The following is a 23,220-nucleotide window of genomic DNA, read 5'->3' on the forward strand; positions in this document are numbered from 1 at the left end:
AGGCGGAATTAGCCGGAAAGCCCCGCTCTTGGCAAGCGGGGCCCGTGCAAAATCGAGGGAAACGTCAGCGTGAAAGCAGGACCGCCACGTCGCCGGCCTGCAGCACGCTGCGCGTGATGCCGCCGAACAGGAACTCGCGCAGCCACGAATGGCTGTAGGCGCCCATCACCAGGAGGTCGGCGCCGCTCTCGACGACCTTGTCGTGGATGACGGCGTCGACCGAGTGGCCGCGGGATTCCTGCAGGCTGACCGACACCTTGGCGCCGTGGCGGGAGAAGGCCGCCGCCATCTCGGCTCCGGCCGAATCCTTGCTGCGGACGTCGGTGTCCGAGGGGTCCACCACGAGGATCTCGGTGTGGTTGGCCTCGATGACGAAGGGGAGGGCGTCGAATGCGGCGCGCGCTGCCTCGCGACTTCCGTTCCAGGCGACGACCAGGCGGTTGAAGGTCGAGATGAGCGGTCCCGAATGCGGGACGACGAGCACCGGCCGGCCGGCCTCGTAGATCAGGGAATCGATGTCGGCGGCGATCGAGTCCTTTATTTCGGCGGAGCCCTGCGAGACCATCACGAGATCGGCGCAGCGGGCGCTCTCGACCCCCGACAGGGCGCTGTCGCCGGAAAAGCTCTCGAAGCTGCGCCATTCGTAGGACAGCCCCGCCGGCTCCATGCGGGCGAGGTAGGCCCGTTCGATCTTCTCGGCCCGCTCCTTGCACAGCTCCGCGTTGGCCTGGATGAATTCCGTGTCCGGAAAGCCCACCGCCGTGGTGTAGGGCATCGCCAACGCCTCGGCATGGACGCCGATCAGGTGGCTTTCGTGGCGCTCGGCGAAGGGGATTGCCACGTCCAGCACGCGAGCGACGTCGCGCTCGCTCTGGATGATGGCGACGATGGTCTTGAACGGCATGGCAACCTCCTTTGCTTGAACCTCAAGAGCCTGGTTCGACAAAGAAACAGTATCGTGCCCGCTGTTGTTCCGGGTTGATCGACGTCAACCCAATACTACGCCGCTTTCGCGATTTCCGACAGCATTGCCTCGATGGCGCTACTGGCGCGCTCCATTGCTTCTTGCGAGCGCGAGCGGACGACGAGTTCGGTCCAGAACTTGCCGTCGAGATATTTCGGGTAGGAGCCGATGATGGTGTCGGGATGCGCCTTCTGTATCTCGGCCAGCGGTCCGCCGATCGTGCCTTCGCCATAGGGGCAGGGGATGGTGGTGGAGAGCAGCCGGGTGCCGGTCCTGAGCGTGGGCACGACGTTGTCGAGCATCGCCTGGAAGATCGACGGGACGCCCGCCATGACATGGACGTTGCCGATGCGGAAGCCGGGGGCGACGGAAACCGGGTTCAGGATGAGGTCGGCGCCGCGCGGCATCCGCGCCATGCGCTTGCGCGCCTCGGAGAACTCCATGCCGCGCGAGGCGTAGTTGGCCTCCAGCATGGCAAAGGCGCGCGGCTCGTATTCGCAGGGCACGCCGAACGCCTTGGAGACGGAGTCGGCGGTGATGTCGTCATGCGTCGGGCCGATGCCGCCGGTGGTGAAGACGTAGTCGTAGCGCTCCCTGAGCGCGTTGACGGCGGCGACGATCTCGTCCTCCTCGTCGGGGACGACGCGCACTTGCCTGAGGTCGATGCCGACGGCGGTCATCATGTCGGCGAGGTGGCCGATGTTCTTGTCCTTGGTGCGGCCGGACAGGATCTCGTCGCCGATGACGATCATTGCTGCGGTGACGATATCGGTCATTTCGCGCGCTCCGTTGGGGCCCACGTCAGATACAGCCCGCAGCGCGAGGCGGCAATAGTCGCCGATCTGTGAACGATGCGTCACGGTTGGGGGCGCTTTCGCTGAACGGGCTTTGCATTACATCTTGGCCATCGCCGCCCCGAGACGGCGCAACGAGATTTCCTGCTGGAGAGATGAAATGGCTAAGATTCTTGTTCTCTACTATTCGAGCTGGGGCCACATGGAGCAGATGGCCAAGGCTGCCGCCGAAGGCGCGCGTGCCGCCGGCGCCGACGTGACCATCAAGCGCGTTCCCGAATTGGTGCCCGAAGCCGTCGCCAAGGCCGCCTACTACAAGCTCGACCAGGAAGCGCCGATCGCCGAGCCGCTCGAACTGGCCGACTATGACGGCATCATCATCGGCACCGCCACCCGCTACGGCACCATGGCCTCGCAGATGAAGAACTTCCTCGACCAGACCGGCCCGCTCTGGGCCAAGGGCGCGCTGCTCGACAAGGTCGGTTCGGTGATGGTTTCGACCGCCACCCAGCACGGCGGCGCCGAACTCGCGCTGATCAACGCCCAGATCCACCTGCAGCACCATGGCATGGTCATCGTGCCGCTGTCCTATGCCTACCAGGGCCAGATGGGCAACGACGTGGTTCGCGGCGGCGCCCCCTACGGCATGACCACCACCTCGGACGGCGACGGGTCGCGCCAGCCCTCGGCGCAGGAGCTCGAGGGCGCCCACTTCCAGGGCAAGCGCGTGGCCGAGATCACCATGCGCCTGCACGGCAAGGGCAGCAAATCGGCGCAGGAAGCCGCATAGGCTTCTCAACCGACGGCATCTTCGAACGGGCGGCCGGAAGGCCGCCCGTTTTGCATTTGGGCGGGCCTTGCCGGGGCGGCGCCCGGCGCTAAGCTGACGGCCGGTCTTCGGCGGAGAGCTTCTGGTGGTCGCCTCCTTTCTGTTCTGGCTCGGCACGGCCGCGGTGCTCGCCGCCGCCTTCGCCGGCGGCTACTTCGTGCTCGCGACCCGGCGCATTGCCGGCGAGGCCGAGCGGGCGGTGCCTGCCTCGGGCAAGTTCCTCGACCTCGGCGAGCATCGCATCCACTATTTCGAGCAGGGCGAGGGCAGGCCGATCCTGTTCGTCCACGGCTTGGGCGGGCAGTCGCATCATTTCCGCGGCACGCTGTTTGCCGAACTCGGCAAGGACTACCGGCTCGTCGCCCTCGACCGCCCTGGCTCGGGCTATTCGGCGCGGCCGTCCGGCTTTACCGGAAGGCTGACCGAGCAGGCGGAACTGCTGCGCCGCTTCATCGACGCGCTGGGGCTGGAGAAGCCGCTGGTCGTCGGCCATTCGCTGGGCGGCGCGGTCGCGCTGACGCTGGCGCTGCGGCACCCGGAGGCAATCTCCGGCCTGGCGCTGCTTGCGCCGCTGACCCACCTCGAAGACGAGGTGCGGCCCGAATTCCGGTCGCTTTATGTGCGCTCGCCCCTGCTCAGGTCCACCCTGGCGCAGACGCTGTGGGTGCCGACGTCGCTCAGATATGCGGCGCAGACGCTCGCCTTCGTGTTCGGGCCGCAGGCACCGACCAAGGACTACGGCATCGCCGGCGGCGGACTGGCCGGCCTGCGCCCGAGCCACATCTACGCGACCTCCTCGGACCTCGTGGCGATCGAGCACGATCTCGGCGCCGTCGAGGCGCGTTACGAGGAGATTGCCATGCCGGTCGGCGTGCTTTTCGGCAAGGCCGACCGCGTGCTCGACTACAGGCTGAACGGGGAGCCGCTGGTCGGCCGCATCGGCAATCTCGATCTCGAACTGGTCGAGGGGCTTGGCCACATGCCGCAATTCATCGAGCCGCGCCGGGTCGCCGACTTCATTCGCCGCATCGCCGCGCGGGCCTTTGCCTGAGGCAGTGAACTGCCGCCACGCGCGCTCACCTATCCTGACCGCTGGCCAGGCTAGTCGGAGACCTCCGTGTCCGGCCGGTCGTCGCCGCGGGCGACCTCGTCATGCCAGCGGCCCTCGGCGTCTTCAAATTGGATGCCGTCGGTGGCGCCTGCCACCCGCTGCTCGGCAGCAGCGGTTTCGGCGGCGCGCAGGGCATCCTCGTGGCTGGGGAACGTCTCGGAATAGGTCTCGCCGACCTTGTACGCCCAGCCGCCGTCGTGCTGGACGATTTCGTAGAGGAGCTTGGCCATCGTCGATCCTCGATTGGCGGTCATGGCCGCTCAAACGTCGACGGGGGCGATTGGTTGCACGGACGCCGCCGAAATGCGGCGGGGCAGGGCCGTCCTTCGCCTCAGAGAGGCACGATGGACAGGATCACCCAGGCGCTGCAGAGCGCGGCTGCGACACCGTAGCAGGCGGTGCGGTGTCTTTCCCAGAAGTACGGCGCACGTTCCCAGTTGTACTGCATACGCATATCCCCTCTTACTTCCACGCGGTGAAGTTGTATTTCACCATGTAACAATCTGCAATTTCGGAAGGACGTTTTGCCGAATCGAAAACGCCGGCAAGTGATATTTTAGCAACAGCGCGGATTTGTTTCGGAACCGTGTCCACCTGCAATCGGGCGGAAACATCAGTGGTCCGGTGGACCCGGGTTTGACCTCGCGGCACCGGGCGGGCGACTATCCTGCCCCACCTCAAACGGCCACGGAACGGATCGGCGAGAAGACCATGAAGAGCAGGATTGTCGAAACCCGCATGCTGCACCAGGGCTGGGCAAGGCTCGAGCGCCGCGTGCTGGAGGTCGACAGGTTCGACGGCGGCAGCGCGACCTTGGTCCGCGAGGTCTTCACCAGCGGCGACGCGGCGGCGGTGCTGCCGTTCGACGCCGAGCGCCGCACCGTGCTGCTGGTCAACCAGTATTGCGCCGGGGCCGACGCCTGGGTGCTGACCGTATGCGCCGGCAAGCTCGACCTGGACGCGCCGGAGGCGGCGGCCATCCGCGAGGCCGAGGAGGAACTGGGCTACCGCATCGGCAATTGCACGCATGTGACGACGGCCTATGTCAGCCCGGGCGCCAACACCGAGCGGATCGCGCTGTTCCTGGCCACCTATGGTGCTGGCGACAAGGTGTCGGATGGTGGTGGGGTGGCGACCGAGCACGAGGACATCGAGGTCGTCGAAATGACCTTCGCCGAGGCGCTCGCCAAGCTCCGCTCGGGCGAGATCTGCGACCTGAAGACGATCGTGCTGCTGCAGCACCTCGCCGCGCGCGAAGGCGGCGAAGGTGCGCGGCGCTGATTGTGCAACCGGTCGGCGAATGGCGGCGCGCCGGGCGAACGGTCGAATTTCAAGCCGCGAAAAGGGGCGCCCTGCAACCCGCAGGAAGTGGTGCGGACGGCGGGGATCGAACCCGCATAGCCGAGGCTGAGGGATTTTAAGTCCCTTGCGTCTACCAGTTCCGCCACGTCCGCCTGGGCGGAACTGGTAAAGCAGCCGGGCGATATTGCAAGTGCCGGCAGGCGGTTGGCGCTGTTTCCGGAGCGCGGATTTGTGTCGCCGCCGAAGCTGGGAGGGCCTCGTCTAATTGCAGCTCCGCCTGCGGGTGGCGTCGATCGCGGCCTGCTCGGCCTGGAGCCGTTCGATTTTCGCCGTCTGCCTGTCCTGGATGAGCTCTATGGCCTTGGCCCCGCCCGGAGCCCAGAACGGCACGTTCCAGGCGGCGACACGTCCTCGACTTTTCGCGGTGGCCGAAATGCTCTTCGAAATGTCGCCGATCTCGTTGTTGAGTTCCGAACAGGACAGCGCGCCGTATTTCGAGGCATCTGCGGGGCCTTTGCCTGGCTGCGTGGCACAACCCGAGACCAGGGCGAGGGCGAGAGCGAGTGCTTTCGTCTGCATCCGGGCAGCCTAGCAAGACCGTGCCGGGATTGGAACCGGCGCGGCCTTGCCTGGCCATTCGGCCGCTTCATGCCGCCGAAGCAGGACGAACCATGCCGCGGCAATCCTTGCGCCCGAAAAAGTCAACGGGCGGAAGATCCGCCCGTTGGTTGCAGTTGAAAGATGCGATCGCCCTCAGGCGTCTTCCTCGACGAAGACCTCGTCGCGCTTCTTGCGCACCGCCGGCAAAAGCACCACCACCAGCACGGCGGCCGCGATCGCGAGCAGCAGCGCGCTGATCGGCCGCGTGACGAAGGTGGTGGGGTCGCCGCGCGACAGGATCATGGCGCGGCGCAGGTTTTCCTCGAGCAGCGGCCCGAGCACGAAGCCGAGCAGCAGCGGCGCCGGCTCGCAGCGCAGCTTGACCAGCGCATAGCCGACCAGGCCGAAGAAGGCGACGGCATAGAGGTCGAAGACGTTGGAATTGACGCTGTAGACGCCGATGGCGCAGAACGCCATGATGATCGGGAACAGCACGTAGTAGGGTACCGTCAGCAGCTTCACCCACAGCCCGATCAGCGGCAGGTTGAGCACGATCAGCATCAGGTTGCCGATCCACATCGAGGCGATGATGCCCCAGAACAGCGCTGGCTGCTCGGTGGCGACGTTGGGGCCGGGCACGATGCCCTGGATGATCATCGCGCCGATCATCAGCGCCATGACCGGGTTGGCCGGGATGCCGAGCGTCAGCATCGGGATGAACGAGGTCTGCGCGCCGGCATTGTTGGCCGATTCCGGGCCGGCGACCCCGGCAATCGCACCCTTGCCGAACTCCTGCGGGCGGTCTGACAGGCGCTTTTCCACCGTGTAGGAGGCAAAGGCCGCTAGGATGGCGCCGCCGCCGGGCAAGATGCCGAGCGCCGAGCCGATCGCCGTGCCGCGCAGGATCGGCGCTGCCATGCGCTTGAAGTCGTCGCGCGTCGGCATCAGGCCCGACACCTTGGCCATCAGCACCTCGCGGGTCTTTTCGCTTTCGAGGTTGCGCAGGATCTCGGCGATGCCGAAGACGCCGACGGCAACCGCGACGAAGTTGAGCCCGTCGGCGTATTCGCGGATGCCGAGGGTGAAGCGCGGCGTGCCGGTGTAGATGTCGGTGCCGACGAGGCCGAGCAGCAGGCCGAGCACGACCATGGCCAGCGCCTTGACGATGGAGCCGTGGGCGAGCGCGATGGATGAGACGAGGCCCACCACCATCAGGGAGAAATATTCGGCCGCGCCGAACTGCAGCGCGATCGCGGTGAGCGGCGGGGCGAAGATGGCGACCAGGAAGGTGGACACAGTGCCGGCGAAGAAGGAGCCGATGGCGGCGATGGCGAGCGCCGCGCCGGCGCGGCCCTTGCGGGCCATCTGGTAGCCGTCGATGGCGGTGACGGCGGACGAGGATTCGCCGGGCATGTTGATGAGGATGGCCGTGGTCGAGCCGCCATATTGCGCGCCGTAGTAGATGCCGGCGAGCATGATCAGCGACGACACCGGGTCGCCGATCTGGAAGGTGATCGGCAACAGCATGGCAATGGTCGCCGTGGCGCCGATGCCGGGCAGCACGCCGATGAGCGTGCCGAGCAGCACGCCGATCAGGCAGAAGCCGAGGTTGTAGATCGTGGACGCGGTGGCGAAGCCGAGTGCGAGGTTGCTGAAGAGTTCCATTTGAATGTCCTCCTCAGAACGGCAGCCAGGGGCCGAAGCGCTGGAACGGCAGGCCGAGCGCGTAGCTGAACACCGCCACCGAGAAGACCGTGACGGCGAAGGCGAGCGCCAGCGCGGCGAGCGGTTTCATGCGCGACGAGGCGAAGGCGGCGATCAGGCAGGTGACGAACAGCGCCGGCACGAAGCCGAGGCCGCGCACGGTGAGCCCGAAGAAGATCGGCGCCGGCAGGATGAAGGCCATGCCGCGCCAGGCGATCGGGCCGATCGGCTCGCCGGCGACGCGTGTCGCCTGGATGACGATGACGAGGCCGAGGACGACCAGCACCAGAGCCAGCGCCAGCGGGAAGTAGCCGGGGCCCATGCGCAGCGAGGTGCCCAGTTCCAGGCCGAGTGCCTGGTAGGCGAAGAAGGCGCCGGCGGCGGTGAGCAGCGCACCGCAGGCGCCATTGGTGGGGTCGATGGAAAGCTTGTTCATGGGATGACCGCCTCCTTGGATGGCTGGATCAATTGAGCGAAGCACCGCCCCTCATCGCCTGCCGGCACCTTCTCCCCGCAGGCGGGGAGAAGGGATTTGGCATCGGGAACCACGCATAGTTGGCGACGTCGACGCAGTGGAGTGCGGCAGTCTACCTTCTCCCCGCAGACGGAGAGAAGGTGCCGGCCCTTCGATAATTTTCAGGACCGGAGGGGCAGCGCCGCTGGAAATCAGCGGCGGCACCAATCCGCAACTGCCTTTCGCCTCAGTCGGCGTACTGGCCGGCGGCCTCGATGATCGGCTTCCAGCGGGCGATTTCGCTTTCGAGCTTGGCCTTCAGCGCAGCCGGGGTAGCATCGGCTTCGGGCGACGGCGTGGTGCCGAGCTCAGCGAAACGGGCGACGACGTTCGGGTCCTTCAGCGCCGCCTGCAGCGACTTGGACAGGCGCTCGGTCAACTCGGCCGGCGTGCCCTTGGGAGCGTAGAGGCCGTGCCAGATGCCGACTTCCATGCCGTCCAGGCCGCCTTCCTTGGTGGTCGGAACGTCCTTCAGGACGTCGAGGCGGGCCGGCGAGGTCACGGCGTAGGCCTTGATGGTGCCGCCCTGGATCTGCTTGGTGGTGTTGGTGGTCTGGTCGCACATGATGTCGACCTGGCCGCCGAGCAGGTCGGTCATGGCCGGGCCGGTGCCCTTGTAGGGGACGGTGACCAGCGGCGTGCCGATGGCGCTCATGAACAGCATGCCGCAGAGATGCGAGGCAGCGCCGATGCCGGCATTGGCGACGGTGACGGTGTCCTTGTTGGCCTTGGCGTATTCGACCAGGTCCTTGAGGTCGGTTGCCTCGAGGTCCTTGCGGGCGACGATGGTCATCGGCACCTCGGTGACGAGGCCGACATATTCGAAGGCGTTCAGCGGGTCGTAGGCGAGCTTGCGGTAGAGCGAAGCGCTGGTGGCCATGCCGATGTGGTGGAGCAGCAGCGTGTAGCCGTCCGGATCGGCCGAGGCGACGCGGCCGGCGCCCAAAGTGCCGCCGGCACCGCCGACATTCTCGACGATGACCTGCTGGCCGAGATCCTTGGACATCGATTCGGCGACGAGGCGGGTGACCGTGTCGGTCGGGCCGCCGGCCGAGAACGGCACCACCACGGTGATGGTGCGCTCGGGATAGGTCTGCGCGTCGGCGGCGAGCGGGAAAATGGCAACGGCGGCGGCAGTCGCCAGCGTGGCGAAAAGTTTCTTCACGGAATCCTCCCAGGGGCTTGTTCGTGACCTCCACCCGCGCCGCAGATCCTCCCGGCGCCAGCAGTGGATGAGCGATTAGGGCGAGGACAAGCCGCGTTCCGCAACGCGCCGGGCGGCTTGCCGGCAGCAAAAATGAGGCTCGGGCATCCGCGATGGGTGGAAACGGTAACATCGGCTTCCGGGCATGTGTGGAATTCCACACATCGCAGCCGCGCTAGCTGTCGGAGCCCTCGATGCCGCCGATGCGATTCTTGTCGAGGCCATAGCGCTGCATCTTCTCGTAGAGCGTCTTGCGCGAGATTCCGAGCGTCTCGTAGACCGGCTTGAGGCTGCCGCCATGGGCGAGGAGGGCAGCCGAGATGGCCTTCTTCTCGAATTCGGCGACACGGTCGGCGAGTTTCTCGGCCGCGCCGTTGGTTTCGGCTTCCGCGGGCTGCTGGAGCCCGAGGCCGAGGACGAAGCGGTCGGCCGCGTTGCGCAGTTCGCGCACATTGCCCGGCCAGTCGCGGCGGGCGACGTCTGCCACGACCTGTGCCGGCACCTCGACGTCGTCGCGCCGGTAGCGCGCCGCCGCCTCCCGCACCAGCTGCAGGAACAGCAGCGGCACGTCCTCGCGGCGGGTCGCCAGGTCGGGCATGCGCAGCGTGACCACGTTCAGGCGGTAGAGCAGGTCGGCCCGGAAGCGGCCCGCGCCGGCTTCGGCGTCGAGATCGGCCTTGCTGGTGGCGATGAAGCGCACGTCGAGCGGGATGGCCTCGTTGGAGCCGAGGCGGGTGATGACCCGTTCCTGGATGACCCGCAGCAGCTTGGCCTGCAGGTCGGCCGGCATGGAGCCGATCTCGTCGAGCAGGACGGTTCCGCCGCGCGCATGCTCGAACTTGCCGTAGCGCGGGCGCAGGGCGCCGGGAAAGGCGCCGGCCTCGTGGCCGAAGAGCTCGCTTTCGATGAGGGTCGCGGGCAGGGCGGCGCAGTTGATGGCGACGAAGGGTTTTGTCGCGCGGCCGCTGATGTCGTGCAGCGCGCGCGCCGCCACTTCCTTGCCGGTGCCGGTGTCGCCGATGACCAGTACGTCGGCATCGGTGGCGGCGACGGCGCGCAGCTTGTAGCGCAGGTCGATCATGACCTGGCTGCGGCCGGGCAGGCGGGCCTCGATGTCGTCGCGCTTGCCGGCGACGGCGCGCAGCTCGCGGTTCTCGAGCACCAGCTTGCGACGGTCGATGGCGCGCGCCGCCATTTCGACCAGGTGCTGGGTGGCGAAGGGCTTCTCGACGAAATCATAGGCGCCTTCGCGCATGGCGCGGACGGCGAGCTGCACGTCGCCGTGGCCGGTGAACAGGATGACCGGGATGTCGGCGTCGATCTCGCGGATGCGGCCCAGCAGCGTCATCCCGTCCATGCCCGGCATGCGGATGTCGGAGATGACCACGCCGTTGAAGCCCTGGGTGATGAAGTCGAGCGCGCGCTCGGCGGACGCGCTGTCCTGCACGGCGAAGCCGGCAAGGTCGAGCGACTGCGCGGTCGAGCGGCGCAACTCGTCCTCGTCCTCGACGAGCAGAACGACGGGCGGCTTCATTCCGCCGCCTCGCGGACGGCCGGCCGTGCCGCGTCGAGCTCGATGGTGAACAAGGCTCCGCCTTCCGGGTGATTCACTACGCCAAGACTCCCCCTGAAGTCCTTGACGATGTTGTAGGAAATCGAAAGGCCCAATCCAAGGCCCTTGCCGACGCCCTTGGTCGAGAAGAACGGATCGAAGATACGGTCGGCCACCGCCGCGGGCACGCCCGGCCCGTGGTCGCGGATGGCAATGGCGACCTTGCCGCCATTGCGGCGGGCCGTGAGTTCGATGCGGCGGTCGGGGCGGCCTTCGGCGGCGTCGGCGGCATTGGTGATGATGTTGACCAGAACCTGCTGCAGGCGCACGGAACCTGCCCTGACCGCCAGCGGCACCGGGCCGAGATCGACCGAGAGTGTGGCGTCGGCGGCCTTGAGCCGCCAGGCGACGATCTCCTGGGTGTCGAGCATCACCTCGTCGAGACTGACGGGGCCGAGCTTCTGGTTGGGCTTGCGTGCGAAGTTCCTGAGATGCCGGCTGATGGAGGCCATGCGGTCGGCGAGGCTGGAAATGCGCGAGACGTTGTCGCGCGCCTCCTCCATGCGGGCGCGGTCGATCAGCACGGCGGCATTGTCGGCATAGGTCTTCACCGCCGCGAGCGGCTGGTTGAATTCGTGCGAGAGCGCAGCCGACATCTGGCCGAGCGCGGCGAGCTTGCCGGCCTGGATGAGGTCGGCCTGGGTCTGGCGCAGCTGCTGTTCGGCGGCGCGGCGCTCGGCGACCTCGGTCTCGAGGCGGCTGTTGACCAGCGCCAGGTCGGAGGTGCGCTCCTCGACGCGCCGTTCCAGCTCGACCTGGGCGCTCTGCTGCAGCTGCAGGCGCTCGGCGAGACGGGCGCGGCGCTGCAGGATCACGGCGCCGCCGAGCGTGGCGAGGCTGAGCGCGAGCAGGGCGGAGATGACGGCGGTCAGCGCCTGGGCCTTGGCAGAGGCGGTGTCGGCGAGCACCCGCACAGTCCAGCCTTCCAGCGGCATCGCCTCTGCGAGTTCGATGAATTCGCGCCACCGGCCGCCCTCGTCGATCGTCATCAGCGGATGGCCGGTTTCGGAAACCGTTTGAGTGACGGGCAATTCGCGCAGCATCTCGTCGGCGTAGCGCCGCGAGGCTTCGGTGCGCGCCAGCCGTTCGGGCGTCAGCGGCAGGACGCCGGCATAAAGCCATTCCGGCCGCCCGGTCATGAAGATGATGCCCTCGGGGTCGGTGACGATGATCTGGTGCTCGCCGCCCTTCCAGGACGCCTCGATGCCGTCGATGTCGACCTTGAAGACGACCACGCCGCGAATCTCCCTGCCGACCCGGATGGGGGAGGAGAAGTAGTAGCCGCGCTTCAAGGACGTCGTGCCGAGGGCGAAGAAGCGCCCGAGATTGCCGCGGATCGCATCCTGGTAATAGGGACGATAGGAGAAGTTCTCGCCGACGAAGCTGATCGGCTGGTCATAGTTGCTGGAGGCGATGGTGTCGCCGCCGGGGGTCAGGATGTAGATATCCGAAGATTTGAGCAGCGCATTGATTTCCTTGAGATAGTCGTTGGCGCGCGCGCGTAGCTGGGTGTTATCCGGATCGCTGACGAGATCCTTGATGTCGTCATTGTCGGCGATGAGCTCGGGCAGGGGCTCGAACCGGCTCATGTTGCCGGCAAGCGCCGCAACCGCAAGGCGAAGCGTCGTCTCGCCGCGCGCTGCGGTCTCGTCCATGTACATGCGCCTGGCGAGCCCGCCGCCGACAACCACGATCGCCAGCGCCAGCGCGGCCAAGGCAAGGCCGGGGAGGATCCAGCGGCGACCTCTGAGGAATTTCGGCATAGGCGCGGCGCAAACCCATTGTCGGGGCCCGAAGTATAGCGGCGATGCCGGTGCAGACAACCAAGCCCCTGTTATCCCGTGCGGCTTTCGCTACAGTCGGGACGAAAGTCCAGAGGAATCCCTTAAATGCCGAAGACCGCACGATTTGCCCAACCCCGACCGTGGACGGAATCCGCGCCGCAACTGGTCGATGTCGCCATGGGCCGCAAGCCGGCCGACCTCGTCATCCGCAACGGCCGCTGGGTGAACGTGCATTCGGGCGAAATCATCGCCGGCACCGATCTTGCAATCACCGCCGGCCGCTTCGCCTATTGCGGGCCCGATGCCAGCCACGCCATCGGCGAGGGCACCAAGGTGGTCGACGCCGGCGGCCGCTATCTCGTGCCCGGCCTGTGCGACGCGCACATGCATGTCGAGAGCGGCATGGTGACGGTGACCGAGTTCTCGCGCGCGGTCATCCCGCACGGCACCACCTCGATGTTCGTCGATCCGCACGAGATCGCCAACGTGCTGGGCCTGGAGGGCGTGCGGCTGATGCACGACGAGGCGTTGGCGATGCCGATCAACGTGCATGTGCAGATGCCGTCCTGCGTGCCTTCGGCGCCGGGGCTGGAGAATGCGGGTGCCGTGCTCACCGTCGAGGACGTCGCCGAGGCAATGGGTTGGGAGAACATCATCGGCCTCGGCGAGGTGATGAATTTCCCGGGCGTCGCCGCCAACAACCCGGTTATGTCGGGCGAGATCGCCGCCACCGTGCGCGCCGGCAAGACGGTTGGCGGCCATTATGCCTCGCCCGATCTCGGCCTGCCGTTCCACGGCTACGTCGCCGGCGGACCGGAAGACGACCATGAGGGCACGCGCGCCGAGGACGCGATCGCGCGCGTCCGCCAGGGCATGAAGGCGATGCTCAGGCTGGGCTCCGCCTGGTACGACGTTGCCAGCCAGATCAAGGCCGTCACGGAAATGGGCATCGATCCGCGCAACTTCATCCTCTGCACCGACGACAGCCACTCCGGAACGCTGGTGCATGACGGCCACATGGACCGGGTGGTCCGGCACGCCATCCAGCAGGGCCTGAAGCCGGTGACGGCGATCCAGATGGCGACGATCAACACCGCCCAGCACTTCCGCCTGGAGCGCGAGATCGGCTCGATCGCGCCCGGCAGGCTGGCCGACTTCCTGATCGTCTCGGACCTCGCCGAACTCAGGATCGACGAGGTGTTCGCCCGCGGCGTGCGCGTGGCCAAAGCCGGCAGGCTGGAGATCGACATTCCCGCCTATGCCTATCCAGCTGCCGCGAAGAACACGGTCAAGCTCGGCAGGAAACTCGCCGGCGGCGACTTCGACATCAGGGCGCCGGAGGGCGCAAACGAAGTCCGCGTGCGCGTCATCGGCGTGATCGAGAACCAGGCGCCGACGCGGGCGCTGGAGGCGGACCTTTCGGTCGAGAACGGGCTCGTGAGCATGGACCGGCGCAACGACGTCTGCCAGATCGCGCTGGTCGAGCGCCACAGGGCGACCGGCCAGGTGACCAATGCCTTCGTCTCCGGCTTCGGCTACATGAAGGACTGTGCCATGGCCTCGACGGTGGCGCATGACAGCCATCACATGATCGTGGTCGGCACCAACAAGGCCGACATGGCGTTGGCCGCCAACCGGCTGGGCGAAGTCGGCGGCGGCGTGGTGCTGTTCTCCGAGGGCAAGGAACTGGCTCTGGTCGAGATGCCGATCGCCGGGCTGATGTCGGACGAGCGCGCCGAGATCGTCGCAGCCAAGGCCGACAGGCTGGTGCAGGCGATGCGCGACATGGGCTGCAGCCTCAACAACGCCTATATGCAGCACTCGCTGCTGGCGCTGGTGGTCATTCCGGAACTGCGCATCTCGGACGTCGGGCTGGTCGACGTGACGAAATTCGAGAAGGTAGACCTGTTCGTCTGAATGCCCAGTTTCCTCCCCCCTCGCGGGGAGGGATCAAAGGCGAGGGCAATGGCCCACGCCTATGGGGACCAACAAGCGGCAGCAGCCCAGGAGGGCGTCGCCCGCGTTGAGGCTACATCAACCCGCCTTCGAGCAGGCGGAGCCGGTCGGTGACGTCGCGGTCGCTGGCGAAGCCGTCGTCGGTGCGCAGGCGCTGGCCGAGCAGCTTCACCATCTCGGGGTTGTCGGCGAACTTGGTGTGGTTGAAAGCGTCGCCGCTCTTGGTGTTCGACAGGTCGACGACGATGACGCCGTACTCGGCGAGGTCGGCCGCGTTCTTGTAGTCGCCGAGGCGCGGCTTGGAGCCGGCGATCAGGCCTGACAGCTTGAGCGCCCGGTCGTCGTCCGACAGCATCAGGAAGAACGGCTTGGTCGGCTTGCCGTAGCGGCGCATCTGGCTCTTGAACACGTCGACGTCGATGTCGGGCGAGGCCAGCACCACGTCGCCGAGCTTGCCGCCGAGGTCGCGGTCGCCGGTGAGCGCCAGCTGGCGCAGCGCCTCCATGGTGACCCAGGTGCCCATCGAATGGGCGACGATGTCGATGCGGCGCGCACCCGACTGGGCGAGCATGCGCAGCGTGGCCTCGAGCTGGTCACGGGCGGCCGAGGCGCTCTCCTTGTCGTAGACATAGTCGGTCGTGCTGCCGCCCGAAGCCCAGGAGAACAGCACCGGCGTGCCGGTGTAGCCCGAATCCTGCGCGATCTGGGTGGCGCGGTAGACGCCGGCGTCGAAGGAGGTGTTGTAGCCGTGCACGAAGACCATGGCGCGACCGCCGCGCGCGGCGATGTCGGAGCTGAGCGCCTTGGAAAATTCCGGCTGCGTCTCGAAGGTGACCGCGTCGGTGGCGGTGAAGTACTTGCTCGGATCTGCCTCCTTGCCGCTCTTGCGCAGCTCGATCTGACCGACCTTGTGGATCTTCGGCACTGTGACGTTGACGCGCGCGAAGTTGAGCATCGCCGAACGGCCGCGGTCGAAGACCTGCTTGTCGTCGGCGGCGCGCTCGCGCGTCGAGGCGATGAAAATGGCATGGTTGCCGGCTATCTCGGTGACCGGGACGTTGACGACCGAACCCGTCAACAGTTCGCCCGAAGGCTGGCTGATGCAACCGGACAGGAAGAGGGCGGCGGCGACTATGATGAACTTGGACGGCAACACTTCGTAATCTCGCTGACGGGCAGTACGTGCAGGGTAGCTTCTTCCCGAGCGGCTGATAGTGGCGGAAGTAAGTCCGGTCCAGCCGAAAAGGACCGCCGCCGGGGCAATTGCGCGCAGGGTGTTGCCCGAATGCCAAAACTGCGGTGGAAACAGAGACTTCTCAGATCCTGTTCACGAAGTTAGCGACCCCAGAAAGTTGGCGTGAAGACCACCAGCACGGCTAGTATTTCGAGACGCCCGAGCAGCATGGCGGCCGACGAGATCCACTTCGCGGCATCCGGCAGGGACGAGAAATTGCCGACCGGCCCGATGATCGGCCCGAGGCCGGGGCCGACATTGGTCAGCGCCGTCAGCACGCCGGTCATGGAGGTGACGAGGTCGAGGCCCGTGGCGGCCATCAGGATCGTGCCGATCGCCCAGAGCACGAAGAAGGAAGCAATGAACAGCACGACCGCGCGCTGCATGTCGGCATCGACGATGCGGTCGCCATAGCGCACCGGCGTCACCGAGTTGGGGTAGATGAGCCGGCGCAGGCCGTTGGCGAGCAGCTCGAACAGGATGAGGAAGCGATAGGCCTTGATGCCGCCGGTGGTCGACCCCGAGCAGCCGCCCATGAAGGTGGCGACGAAGATGCAGGCGACCGCGAACGGTCCCCAGAGAGTGTAGTCGTCGCTGGCGAAGCCCGTGGTCGAGATCACCGACATGAAGTTGAAGGCGGTGTGGGTCAGCGCGGTCAGGAACGGCATGCCGGTCCTGAGGCTGAGATAGACCGCGACCGAGACGGCGAAGACGATGCAATAGCCGGCGAAGACCCTGATCTGCGGGTCGCGCAGCGCGTCGAGCCGGCCGCGCACGGCGAACAGGATCATGATCGAGAAGGGCAGGCTGCCCACGAACATGAAGATGGTGCCGACCCACAGGATCGCGGGCTGGCCTGCATAGCGGATGAAGGAGGTGTCGCTGGTGGCCATGCCGCCGGTGGCGAGCGTCGACATGGCGTGGTTGATGGCGTCGAAGGCTTCCATGCCGGCCGCTGCATAGGCGATGGCGCAGGCGGTGACGAGCGCGGTGTAGATGCCGATGAGGCTGACGGCGAAGGTCTGGAAACGCTCGAACGGGCGCTCCTCGATGTCGGAGGATTCGATCTTGAAGTAGGACACGCCGCCGATGTTGAGGAACGGCAGCAGGAACAGGCCGAGCGCGATGACGCCGAGGCCGCCCATGAAGTTGAGCAGGGACCGCCAGATGAGGACGCCGGGCGGGGCGTTGTCGAGGCCGTTGATGACGGTGGAGCCGGTGGTGGTGATGCCGGACACCGATTCGAAGAAGGCGTCGGTGACGCTGAGCTGCAGCGACGACGTCATGAACGGAACGGCGCCCGCGATGGCCAGCGTCAGCCACAGGAAATTGACGAGCAGGAAGCCGAAGCGCGTGTTGGCCGGCGGCTTGTGGCCCTGGGTGGCCAGCGCGACCGCCAGCGCCAGGGCGCCCATGAACATGGCCGTGAAGGCGAAGGAGCGCCAGTCGTCGTTGCCGTAGAACAGGTCGACGGCAGCCGGTATGAGCATTGCGACCGAGAGATAGATGGCAAAGACCGCGGCCACGTGGATCGCGGCGCGGACGGCAATTCTGTTCACCGTGACGTGTCCCCAGTTTTGATCGCGGCGCGACGGCTGGACCTTGCGGCGGGCGCCGGACAGTGGCTTCCCGCCGTCGAATATGCAATAGCCCATCCATGCGGGCCACAGCATTTGCCCGGCCGAATCCAGGAGTGCCGTCGCCATGACCAGCTTTGCCGAAAGGGTTGCTCTGGCGGCCAAGGCAACAAGGCAGCTTTTCCCCGAAACGCCGCTGCAGCTGAACGACTATCTGTCGCGCAAGACCGGTGCGCGCGTGCTGCTCAAGCGCGAAGACCTGACCCCGGTGCGCTCGTACAAGATCAGGGGGGCGTTCAACTTCTTCCGCAAGGCGCTGGCGGCCGGCAACCATGCCGAACTGTTCGTCTGCGCCTCGGCGGGCAACCATGCCCAGGGCTTCGCCTTCGTCTGCCGGCACTTCGGCAAGAAGGGCGTGGTGTTCATGCCGGTGACAACGCCGCAGCAGAAGATCGACAAGACCAAGCTGTTCGGCGGCGAGTTCGTCGAGATCAGGCTGGTGGGGGACTTCTTCGACGACTGCTATCGCGCCGCGCTCGAATTCGCCGACCATTCCGGCGGCCACATGGTGCCGCCCTTCGACCACAAGGACATCATCGAAGGCCAGGCGACGGTGGCATTGGAAATCGCGGCGCAGATGCCCGGGGGCAAGTCGCCCGACCTGGTGCTGCTGCCGGTCGGCGGCGGCGGCCTGGCGGCGGGGGTGACGCGTTATCTCGGCGAGACGGGCGATGCCCCGCGCTTCGTGTTCTGCGAGCCGGCGGGGGCGCCGAGCCTGAGGGACAGCCTTGCCACCGGCAAGCGGGTCAAGCTCGCCAAGGTCGACAATTTCGTCGATGGCGCAGCCGTGGCCGAGATCGGGCGCGAGCCGCTGCGCCACCTCAAGGACTTCCCCGCCGACGCCGTCCGGCTGGTGCCGGAGAACCGGCTCTGCGCCACGATGGTGGAGATGCTCAATGTCGAGGGCGTCGTGCTGGAGCCTGCCGGCGCGCTCGCCATCGACGCGCTCAAGGATTTCTCCAAGAAGGATCTGAAGGGCAAGACCGTGGTGGCCGTGGTGTCGGGCGGCAACTTCGACTTCGAGCGGCTGCCCGACGTCAAGGAACGGGCGCTGCGCTTCGAGGGGCTGAAAAAGTATTTCGTGATCCGCTTCCCCCAGCGGCCGGGCGCGCTGCGCGACTTCCTCGAACTCCTCGGGCCCGACGACGACATCACCCGCTTCGAATATCTCAAGAAGTCGGCCCGCAACTTCGGCTCGGTGCTGATCGGCATCGAGACCAAGGACCGCCGCAACTTCGACCTGCTCAAGGCGCGCTTCGACGTCGAGGGCGTGCAATATCACGACATCACCGACAACGAGACGCTCGGCGGCTTCATCATATGACCGTGTATGTGGCGCTGTTTTCCGGCATCAATGTCGGCGGTAACCGCATCGTGAAGATGGCGGAGCTCCGGGCCTTCTTCGGGGACCAGGGATTTGGCGACGTCGCGACTTACATCCAGAGCGGCAACGTCGTCTTCACCGCCGCGGGCGAGGGCGACGCGGCAGCGCTTTGCAAGAGGATAGAGGCTGCCTTCGAGGCGCGCTGGGGTTTCGGCTCGCGCATCATGGTGCGCGATGCCGCCTGGTTCGAAAATACCGTCGCGAAAAATCCCTATCCGGAGGTGGCGGGCGACCCAACCAGGCTGCACGCCTATGTGCTGGAGCGCGAACCGACGGCGGCGGAGATCGGGCCGGTGGCCGAGCGCTGCACCGGGGCGGAGCGGTTCGAGGTGATCGGCGACGTGCTCTACCTGCACGCGCCGGACGGTCTCGGCAAGTCGAAGTTCGCCGAGGTTTTGCCGCGCGTGCTCAAGGTGCCGGCGACGGCGCGCAACTGGCGCACCGTGCTTGCGCTGGTTGAAATGGCGAAGGGCGCCTGAGGCGCCCTTCGGTCGGTCAATCTGGCCTGCCCGGCGGGCGGAGCGCTTACCAGGAGCCGGTGTTGGGCATCGACAGCCACGGCTCGGCCGGTGCCTTCGGGCTGCCCTTCTGCAAAAGCTCGATGGAGATGCCGTCGGGCGACTTGATGAAGGCCATGTTGCCGTCGCGGGGCGGGCGGTTGATGACGACGCCCTTGTCCATCAGGTTCTGGCAGGTGGCGTAGATGTCGTCGACCTCGTAGGCGAGATGGCCGAAATTGCGGCCGCCCTTGTAGTCTTCCGGATCCCAGTTGTAGGTGAGTTCCACCAGCGGCGCCCGCTGGTCGGCGGCCGGCGCGTCGCCGGGCGCGGCGAGGAAGATCAGCGTGTAGCGGCCCTTTTCGTTGGTGTGGCGGCGGACTTCCTTCAGCCCGAGCTTGTTGCAGTAGAAATCCAGGGAAGCGTCGACGTCGGCGACGCGGACCATTGTGTGCAGATAGCGCATCTCGGTTCCTCAACTGTTCGGGAGCGTGCCGATACATAGGGCGGGCCCGCCGGGCTCGGCAAGCCGGCCTGCGACTTTTGTGCGCCGAAGTTCAGGCGGGCCTCTCTATTCTCGGGACGAAGTTGAAAAATGGCTGGCCGGCCCTTGCGCATGTCCAAAGCGGAAGTGTTAATCTTACGTCAAGAATCAGTAGCGGCGTTTGCAAGGAAAGGGGGCGTTCTGATGGGGGAAAAGGCCTCTCTCTTGATGCATGACAACACTGGTCGGGATGCTTTCGCGGATGACGGCACCGACAATGTGGGTCTCGTCGAGGTTTCCGGCGCCATCAAGTGGTTCGACGTGGCCAAGGGCTACGGCTTCATCCTTCCCGACCGGGGTGCCACCAGCGACGTGCTGCTGCATGTGACCTGCCTGCGCCGCGACGGCTTCCAGACAGCGTTGGAGGGCGCCCGCGTGGTGTGCCTCGCCAAGCAGGGCGACCGTGGCCTGCAGGCCTTCCGCGTCCTCTCCATGGACACCTCCACAGCGGTCCACCCGGCAGAGATGCAGGAGCAGCGCACGCATGTGGCGGTGACCGCCGAGAGCGGGCTCGAGCGCGCCCTGGTGAAGTGGTTCAACCGCACCAAGGGCTTCGGCTTCCTGACCCGCGGCGACGGCACCGAGGACATATTCGTCCACATGGAGACGCTGCGCCGCTATGGCGTCACCGAACTGCGGCCCGGACAGGTGGTCCTCGTTCGCTACGGCAAAGGCGACAAAGGCCTTATGGCTGCCGAAATTCACCCCGATCTAGGGACCCTGCCGGTCGCGCACTGAGCGGTTCAGCGCGCGGTCGAAGGCAGGGCTCGGATTGCCGGCCGCATGCGGCCGGGCGGGGGAACTCATGAACAGACGTAGATTTTTGCTGGCTGGCGCGATCGGCGCCGCGACCGCTGCGGCGGTGGTCGCGCTGTCGCTCACCTGGACATCGCCGGGACTGGCGGAGAGCCAGCCGATGGCACTGCCGCAGGACCCCGATCCGCTGGTCGCGGTGACGGCCAAGGGCGACGTTTCGTTCCGCATCGAAGTGGCCGACGAGCCGGCGGAACGTTCGATGGGGCTGATGTTCCGCAAGGATCTCGCCGACGACCAGGGCATGCTGTTCGTCTTCGACCAGACCCAGCCGGTCGGATTCTGGATGAAGAACACGCCGCTGCCGCTGGACCTTCTGTTCATCGGCGAGGACGGCAAGGTGCGCGACATCCAGCAGGGCGAGCCTTTCTCCGAGGCGGTCATCGCGCCCGACGAGCCGGTGCGCTTCGTGCTGGAGCTCAAGGCCGGCACGGCCGAGAAGGCCGGCATCAAGGATGGCGACCAGTTGAAGCACCGTGTCATCGCCGAGTCCGGCGCGGCCAATCCGGGATAGGCGGCAGGGATCGACATGGCTGTGGATCATTTCTCGCACGAAGGCTTCGACCTGGCGTTTCTCGACCAGCCGCCGGTGGCGGCGGGAAGCGGCGCGCCGGTGCTGATGATCCACGGCTTCGCCTCGAGCCATTTCGTCAACTGGGTGTCGCCCGGCTGGTTCAAGACGCTTACGGAAGCGGGCTACCGGGCGATCGCGTTCGACAATCGCGGCCATGGCCTGTCGTCGAAGAGCTATGACGAGGCCGACTACACGCCCTCGAAGATGGCGAGCGACGCAGTGGCGCTGCTCGACCATCTCGGCATCGAGCGCGCCCATGTCATGGGCTATTCGATGGGCGCGCGCGTCTCGGCGTTCCTGGCGCTCGCCGCGCCGGAAAGGGTGGCGACGCTGGTGTTCGGCGGCCTCGGCATCGGCATGGTCGACGGCGTCGGCGACTGGGACCCGATCGCCGACGCATTGCTGGCGGAAGACCCCGAATCCATCACGCATCGCCGCGGAAAATCGTTCCGCGCCTTTGCCGACCAGACCCGCAGTGACAAGCGGGCGCTGGCCGCCTGCATCGCCACCTCGCGCGAGCTTTTGACCGAGGCCGACATGTCCCGCATCACCCAGCCTACGCTGGTTGCGGTCGGCACCACTGACGACATCGGCGGTTCGGCCGCCGAGCTGGCGGCGCTGATGCCCAATGCGGTCAGCTTCGACATCGAAGCTCGCGACCACATGCTCGCCGTCGGCGACCGCACCTTCAAGAAGAGGGTGCTGGAGTTCTACGCCGAGCATCCGCTCTGAGTTCAGGCCTCCAGGACCGCGAGCGACCGCTGCATGTTCGCCCGTGCCCGTGCCTCGAAGAGCCGGGCAAAGATGTCGGTGTGGAAGATGCGCGGGCGGGCGAGGAAGTTTCGCAGCACGACACCCCGCCCGGCGCGCCAGTCCGCCTCGCTGACCCAGCCATATTCGCGCCTGACGGCGGCCTCGTAGGCGTCGAAGGCCTCAGGGCGCGCGCCGAGGATCGACAGGTCCATGTCCAGGAACAGGGCCGCGTCCTCTTGCGCGGCCCCGTCCCCGAATTCCGGCACCTGATGCGCCGCGGTTGCCTCGATCATGGCGACGATGCGGGCAAGGCGCGTGTCGTCGACATGGCCGCGCAGCCGGTCTGCGGCGAGTGCGGCACTTGCCGGCTCGTTGTCCTTGCGGCGGCTGTCGTAGATGGCGTCGTGGAACCAGATCGCCGCCTCGACCGCCTCGGGATCGGCGAAGGCCTGGCGGTGCTCGTCGAGCAGCTTGAGCAGGGCCTCGATGTGGCGGAGGCCGTGGTAGTGCCGGTCCGCCGCCTCGTAGAGCGTCGTCAGTTCCGCCTTTGTCGTGGCGTCTAGGATCGGCATGGCGTCAGCACCCCTTGAAATGCGGCGTGCGCCGCGCGTGGAACGCGGCGCGGCCTTCGGCATAGTCTTCGCTCGGGAAGGTGGCGTCGCCGAGCGACCGGGCGAGGGCTGCCTCCTCCGGATCGTGGCTCAGGGCGGCGCGGATGGCGGCCTTGGACGCCCTGACCGACAGCGGCGCGTTGCGGGCGATGCCCCGGGCGATCTCCTCGACGCGGGCGTCGAATTCGGCGGCTTCGACAATCTCGAGCAGGAAGCCGGCGGCAAGGGCTGCCGGCGCACCGATGCGGGCGGCGGTATAGGTGAGATAGCGCGCCATCTGCGGGCCGGCTGCCGAGACGATGTCGCCCATCGCGTCCTGCGGATAAGCGAGGCCGAGTCGGGCCGCGGGCACGGCGAACACGGCGTCGGCCGTGGCAAGGCGCAGGTCGCAGGCCGCCGCCAGGCCGAAGCCGCCGCCGAAGCAGATGCCGCGGATCGCCGCGATCACTGGCACGGAACAGTTGCGGAGCGAGGCGAAGGCCGCCGAATTGCCGGCTTCGTAGATGCGGGCGCTGTCGGGCGAGCCGCGCAGCGTGTTGAATTCGGCGATGTCGGCGCCTGCGGAAAAATCCTGGCCGGCGCCGCGCAGCACGATCACCCTGGCTTCGGGATCGCCCGAGAGCCCGTTCACGGTCGCGGCCAGCTCTGCCCACATGGCCTGAGTGACGGCGTTCTTGCGCGCCGGGCGGTTGATGACGATGGTCGCCATGCCGTCGCTGGTCGTGACCCTGATGGGCTCGCTTTCCATGATGCCTCGAATATCCGTGAACCAAATCCTGCAGCGGCCGCACCAACGAAA

24 protein-coding genes and 1 tRNA gene are annotated in these 23,220 nt (G+C 66.8%); 9 read left to right on the top strand and 16 right to left on the bottom strand.

Going from position 1 to position 23,220, the window contains the following annotated elements; all coding sequences use genetic code 11:
- Positions 1-64: 64 nt before the first annotated feature.
- Together PV773_RS12080 and PV773_RS12085 are read right to left on the bottom strand one after the other, a co-directional pair.
- Positions 65-904, bottom strand: coding sequence for a universal stress protein (locus PV773_RS12080; RefSeq protein ID WP_347966572.1), 840 nt, complete (start codon positions 902-904; stop codon positions 65-67).
- A 95-nt stretch (positions 905-999) separates the two neighbouring features.
- Complete coding sequence (locus tag PV773_RS12085; protein WP_347966573.1) at positions 1,000-1,740, bottom strand: competence/damage-inducible protein A; 741 nt, start codon at positions 1,738-1,740, stop codon at positions 1,000-1,002.
- 178 nt (positions 1,741-1,918) lie between these two features.
- On the opposite strand from PV773_RS12085, the gene wrbA reads away from it, so the two are divergent.
- Together wrbA and PV773_RS12095 are read left to right on the top strand one after the other, a co-directional pair.
- The gene (gene wrbA / locus PV773_RS12090) at positions 1,919-2,548 is read left to right on the top strand and encodes an NAD(P)H:quinone oxidoreductase type IV (RefSeq protein WP_347966574.1); all 630 of its coding nucleotides are present in this window, start codon (positions 1,919-1,921) and stop codon (positions 2,546-2,548) included.
- A 124-nt stretch (positions 2,549-2,672) separates the two neighbouring features.
- The gene (locus PV773_RS12095) at positions 2,673-3,638 is read left to right on the top strand and encodes an alpha/beta fold hydrolase (RefSeq protein ID WP_347966575.1); all 966 of its coding nucleotides are present in this window, start codon (positions 2,673-2,675) and stop codon (positions 3,636-3,638) included.
- Between the two features lie 50 nt (positions 3,639-3,688).
- On the opposite strand, the gene PV773_RS12100 is transcribed toward PV773_RS12095, so the two are convergent.
- Together PV773_RS12100 and PV773_RS12105 are read right to left on the bottom strand one after the other, a co-directional pair.
- Positions 3,689-3,928, bottom strand: a complete 240-nt coding sequence (locus PV773_RS12100; RefSeq protein WP_347966706.1) for a DUF2188 domain-containing protein — start codon at positions 3,926-3,928, stop codon at positions 3,689-3,691.
- Between the two features lie 101 nt (positions 3,929-4,029).
- Positions 4,030-4,152 (bottom strand): hypothetical protein, encoded by a 123-nt coding sequence (locus PV773_RS12105; RefSeq protein WP_347966576.1) that lies wholly within the window; start codon positions 4,150-4,152, stop codon positions 4,030-4,032.
- Between the two features lie 257 nt (positions 4,153-4,409).
- On the opposite strand from PV773_RS12105, the gene PV773_RS12110 reads away from it, so the two are divergent.
- Positions 4,410-4,979 carry an NUDIX domain-containing protein gene (locus PV773_RS12110; protein ID WP_347966577.1) on the top strand — a complete coding sequence of 190 codons (570 nt, stop codon included), beginning with the start codon at positions 4,410-4,412 and terminating at the stop codon, positions 4,977-4,979.
- Positions 4,980-5,067: 88 nt separating this feature from the next.
- Here the strand turns inward: PV773_RS12110 and PV773_RS12115 are convergent.
- From PV773_RS12115 to PV773_RS12145, 7 genes are all read right to left on the bottom strand, one after another.
- Positions 5,068-5,152, bottom strand: a tRNA-Leu gene (locus PV773_RS12115).
- 109 nt (positions 5,153-5,261) lie between these two features.
- Complete coding sequence (locus tag PV773_RS12120; RefSeq protein WP_347966578.1) at positions 5,262-5,579, bottom strand: hypothetical protein; 318 nt, start codon at positions 5,577-5,579, stop codon at positions 5,262-5,264.
- A 174-nt stretch (positions 5,580-5,753) separates the two neighbouring features.
- The gene (locus PV773_RS12125) at positions 5,754-7,265 is read right to left on the bottom strand and encodes a tripartite tricarboxylate transporter permease (protein WP_347966579.1); all 1,512 of its coding nucleotides are present in this window, start codon (positions 7,263-7,265) and stop codon (positions 5,754-5,756) included.
- Positions 7,266-7,278: 13 nt separating this feature from the next.
- Positions 7,279-7,740 carry a tripartite tricarboxylate transporter TctB family protein gene (locus tag PV773_RS12130; protein WP_347966580.1) on the bottom strand — a complete coding sequence of 154 codons (462 nt, stop codon included), beginning with the start codon at positions 7,738-7,740 and terminating at the stop codon, positions 7,279-7,281.
- 265 nt (positions 7,741-8,005) lie between these two features.
- Entirely contained in the window at positions 8,006-8,983 is a 978-nt protein-coding gene (locus PV773_RS12135) for a tripartite tricarboxylate transporter substrate-binding protein (protein WP_347966581.1), read from the bottom strand.
- A 214-nt stretch (positions 8,984-9,197) separates the two neighbouring features.
- Positions 9,198-10,556, bottom strand: a complete 1,359-nt coding sequence (locus PV773_RS12140) for a sigma-54 dependent transcriptional regulator (protein ID WP_347966582.1) — start codon at positions 10,554-10,556, stop codon at positions 9,198-9,200.
- A complete protein-coding gene (locus tag PV773_RS12145) occupies positions 10,553-12,397 on the bottom strand; it encodes a sensor histidine kinase (protein WP_347966583.1) in 1,845 nt (614 codons plus the stop codon). The genes PV773_RS12140 and PV773_RS12145 overlap by 4 nt, the downstream gene beginning before the upstream one ends.
- A 126-nt stretch (positions 12,398-12,523) precedes the next feature.
- Between PV773_RS12145 and ade the strand changes: the two genes are divergently transcribed.
- Positions 12,524-14,335, top strand: coding sequence for an adenine deaminase (gene ade / locus PV773_RS12150; RefSeq protein ID WP_347966584.1), 1,812 nt, complete (start codon positions 12,524-12,526; stop codon positions 14,333-14,335).
- Between the two features lie 112 nt (positions 14,336-14,447).
- Here the strand turns inward: ade and PV773_RS12155 are convergent, their stop codons facing one another.
- Positions 14,448-15,530 (bottom strand): alpha/beta hydrolase, encoded by a 1,083-nt coding sequence (locus tag PV773_RS12155; protein ID WP_347966585.1) that lies wholly within the window; start codon positions 15,528-15,530, stop codon positions 14,448-14,450.
- Between the two features lie 179 nt (positions 15,531-15,709).
- On the bottom strand, positions 15,710-17,167 hold the full coding sequence (locus PV773_RS12160; RefSeq protein WP_347966586.1) for a TrkH family potassium uptake protein: 1,458 nt from the start codon (positions 17,165-17,167) through the stop codon (positions 15,710-15,712).
- A 145-nt stretch (positions 17,168-17,312) separates the two neighbouring features.
- Here PV773_RS12160 and ilvA point away from each other — a divergent pair, with 145 nt between their 5' ends.
- Entirely contained in the window at positions 17,313-18,569 is a 1,257-nt protein-coding gene (gene ilvA, locus PV773_RS12165; RefSeq protein WP_347966587.1) for a threonine ammonia-lyase IlvA, read from the top strand.
- Positions 18,566-19,108, top strand: a complete 543-nt coding sequence (locus PV773_RS12170; RefSeq protein WP_347966588.1) for a DUF1697 domain-containing protein — start codon at positions 18,566-18,568, stop codon at positions 19,106-19,108. The genes ilvA and PV773_RS12170 overlap by 4 nt, the downstream gene beginning before the upstream one ends.
- Before the next feature lie 46 nt (positions 19,109-19,154).
- On the opposite strand, the gene PV773_RS12175 is transcribed toward PV773_RS12170, so the two are convergent.
- Complete coding sequence (locus tag PV773_RS12175) at positions 19,155-19,592, bottom strand: VOC family protein (protein WP_347966589.1); 438 nt, start codon at positions 19,590-19,592, stop codon at positions 19,155-19,157.
- 246 nt (positions 19,593-19,838) lie between these two features.
- Here PV773_RS12175 and PV773_RS12180 point away from each other — a divergent pair, with 246 nt between their 5' ends.
- From PV773_RS12180 to PV773_RS12190, 3 genes are all read left to right on the top strand, one after another.
- Positions 19,839-20,408 carry a cold-shock protein gene (locus PV773_RS12180; RefSeq protein WP_347966590.1) on the top strand — a complete coding sequence of 190 codons (570 nt, stop codon included), beginning with the start codon at positions 19,839-19,841 and terminating at the stop codon, positions 20,406-20,408.
- Positions 20,409-20,475: 67 nt separating this feature from the next.
- Positions 20,476-20,997 (top strand): DUF192 domain-containing protein, encoded by a 522-nt coding sequence (locus tag PV773_RS12185; RefSeq protein ID WP_347966591.1) that lies wholly within the window; start codon positions 20,476-20,478, stop codon positions 20,995-20,997.
- 21 nt (positions 20,998-21,018) lie between these two features.
- The gene (locus PV773_RS12190) at positions 21,019-21,789 is read left to right on the top strand and encodes an alpha/beta hydrolase (RefSeq protein ID WP_347966707.1); all 771 of its coding nucleotides are present in this window, start codon (positions 21,019-21,021) and stop codon (positions 21,787-21,789) included.
- A gap of 2 nt (positions 21,790-21,791) precedes the next feature.
- On the opposite strand, the gene PV773_RS12195 is transcribed toward PV773_RS12190, so the two are convergent.
- Entirely contained in the window at positions 21,792-22,382 is a 591-nt protein-coding gene (locus PV773_RS12195) for a hypothetical protein (protein WP_347966592.1), read from the bottom strand.
- Positions 22,383-22,386: 4 nt separating this feature from the next.
- A complete protein-coding gene (locus PV773_RS12200) occupies positions 22,387-23,169 on the bottom strand; it encodes an enoyl-CoA hydratase-related protein (protein WP_347966593.1) in 783 nt (260 codons plus the stop codon).
- Positions 23,170-23,220 lie beyond the last annotated feature (51 nt).

The organism is Mesorhizobium sp. CC13 (assembly GCF_039907765.1).
GTDB lineage: Bacteria > Pseudomonadota > Alphaproteobacteria > Rhizobiales > Rhizobiaceae > Aminobacter.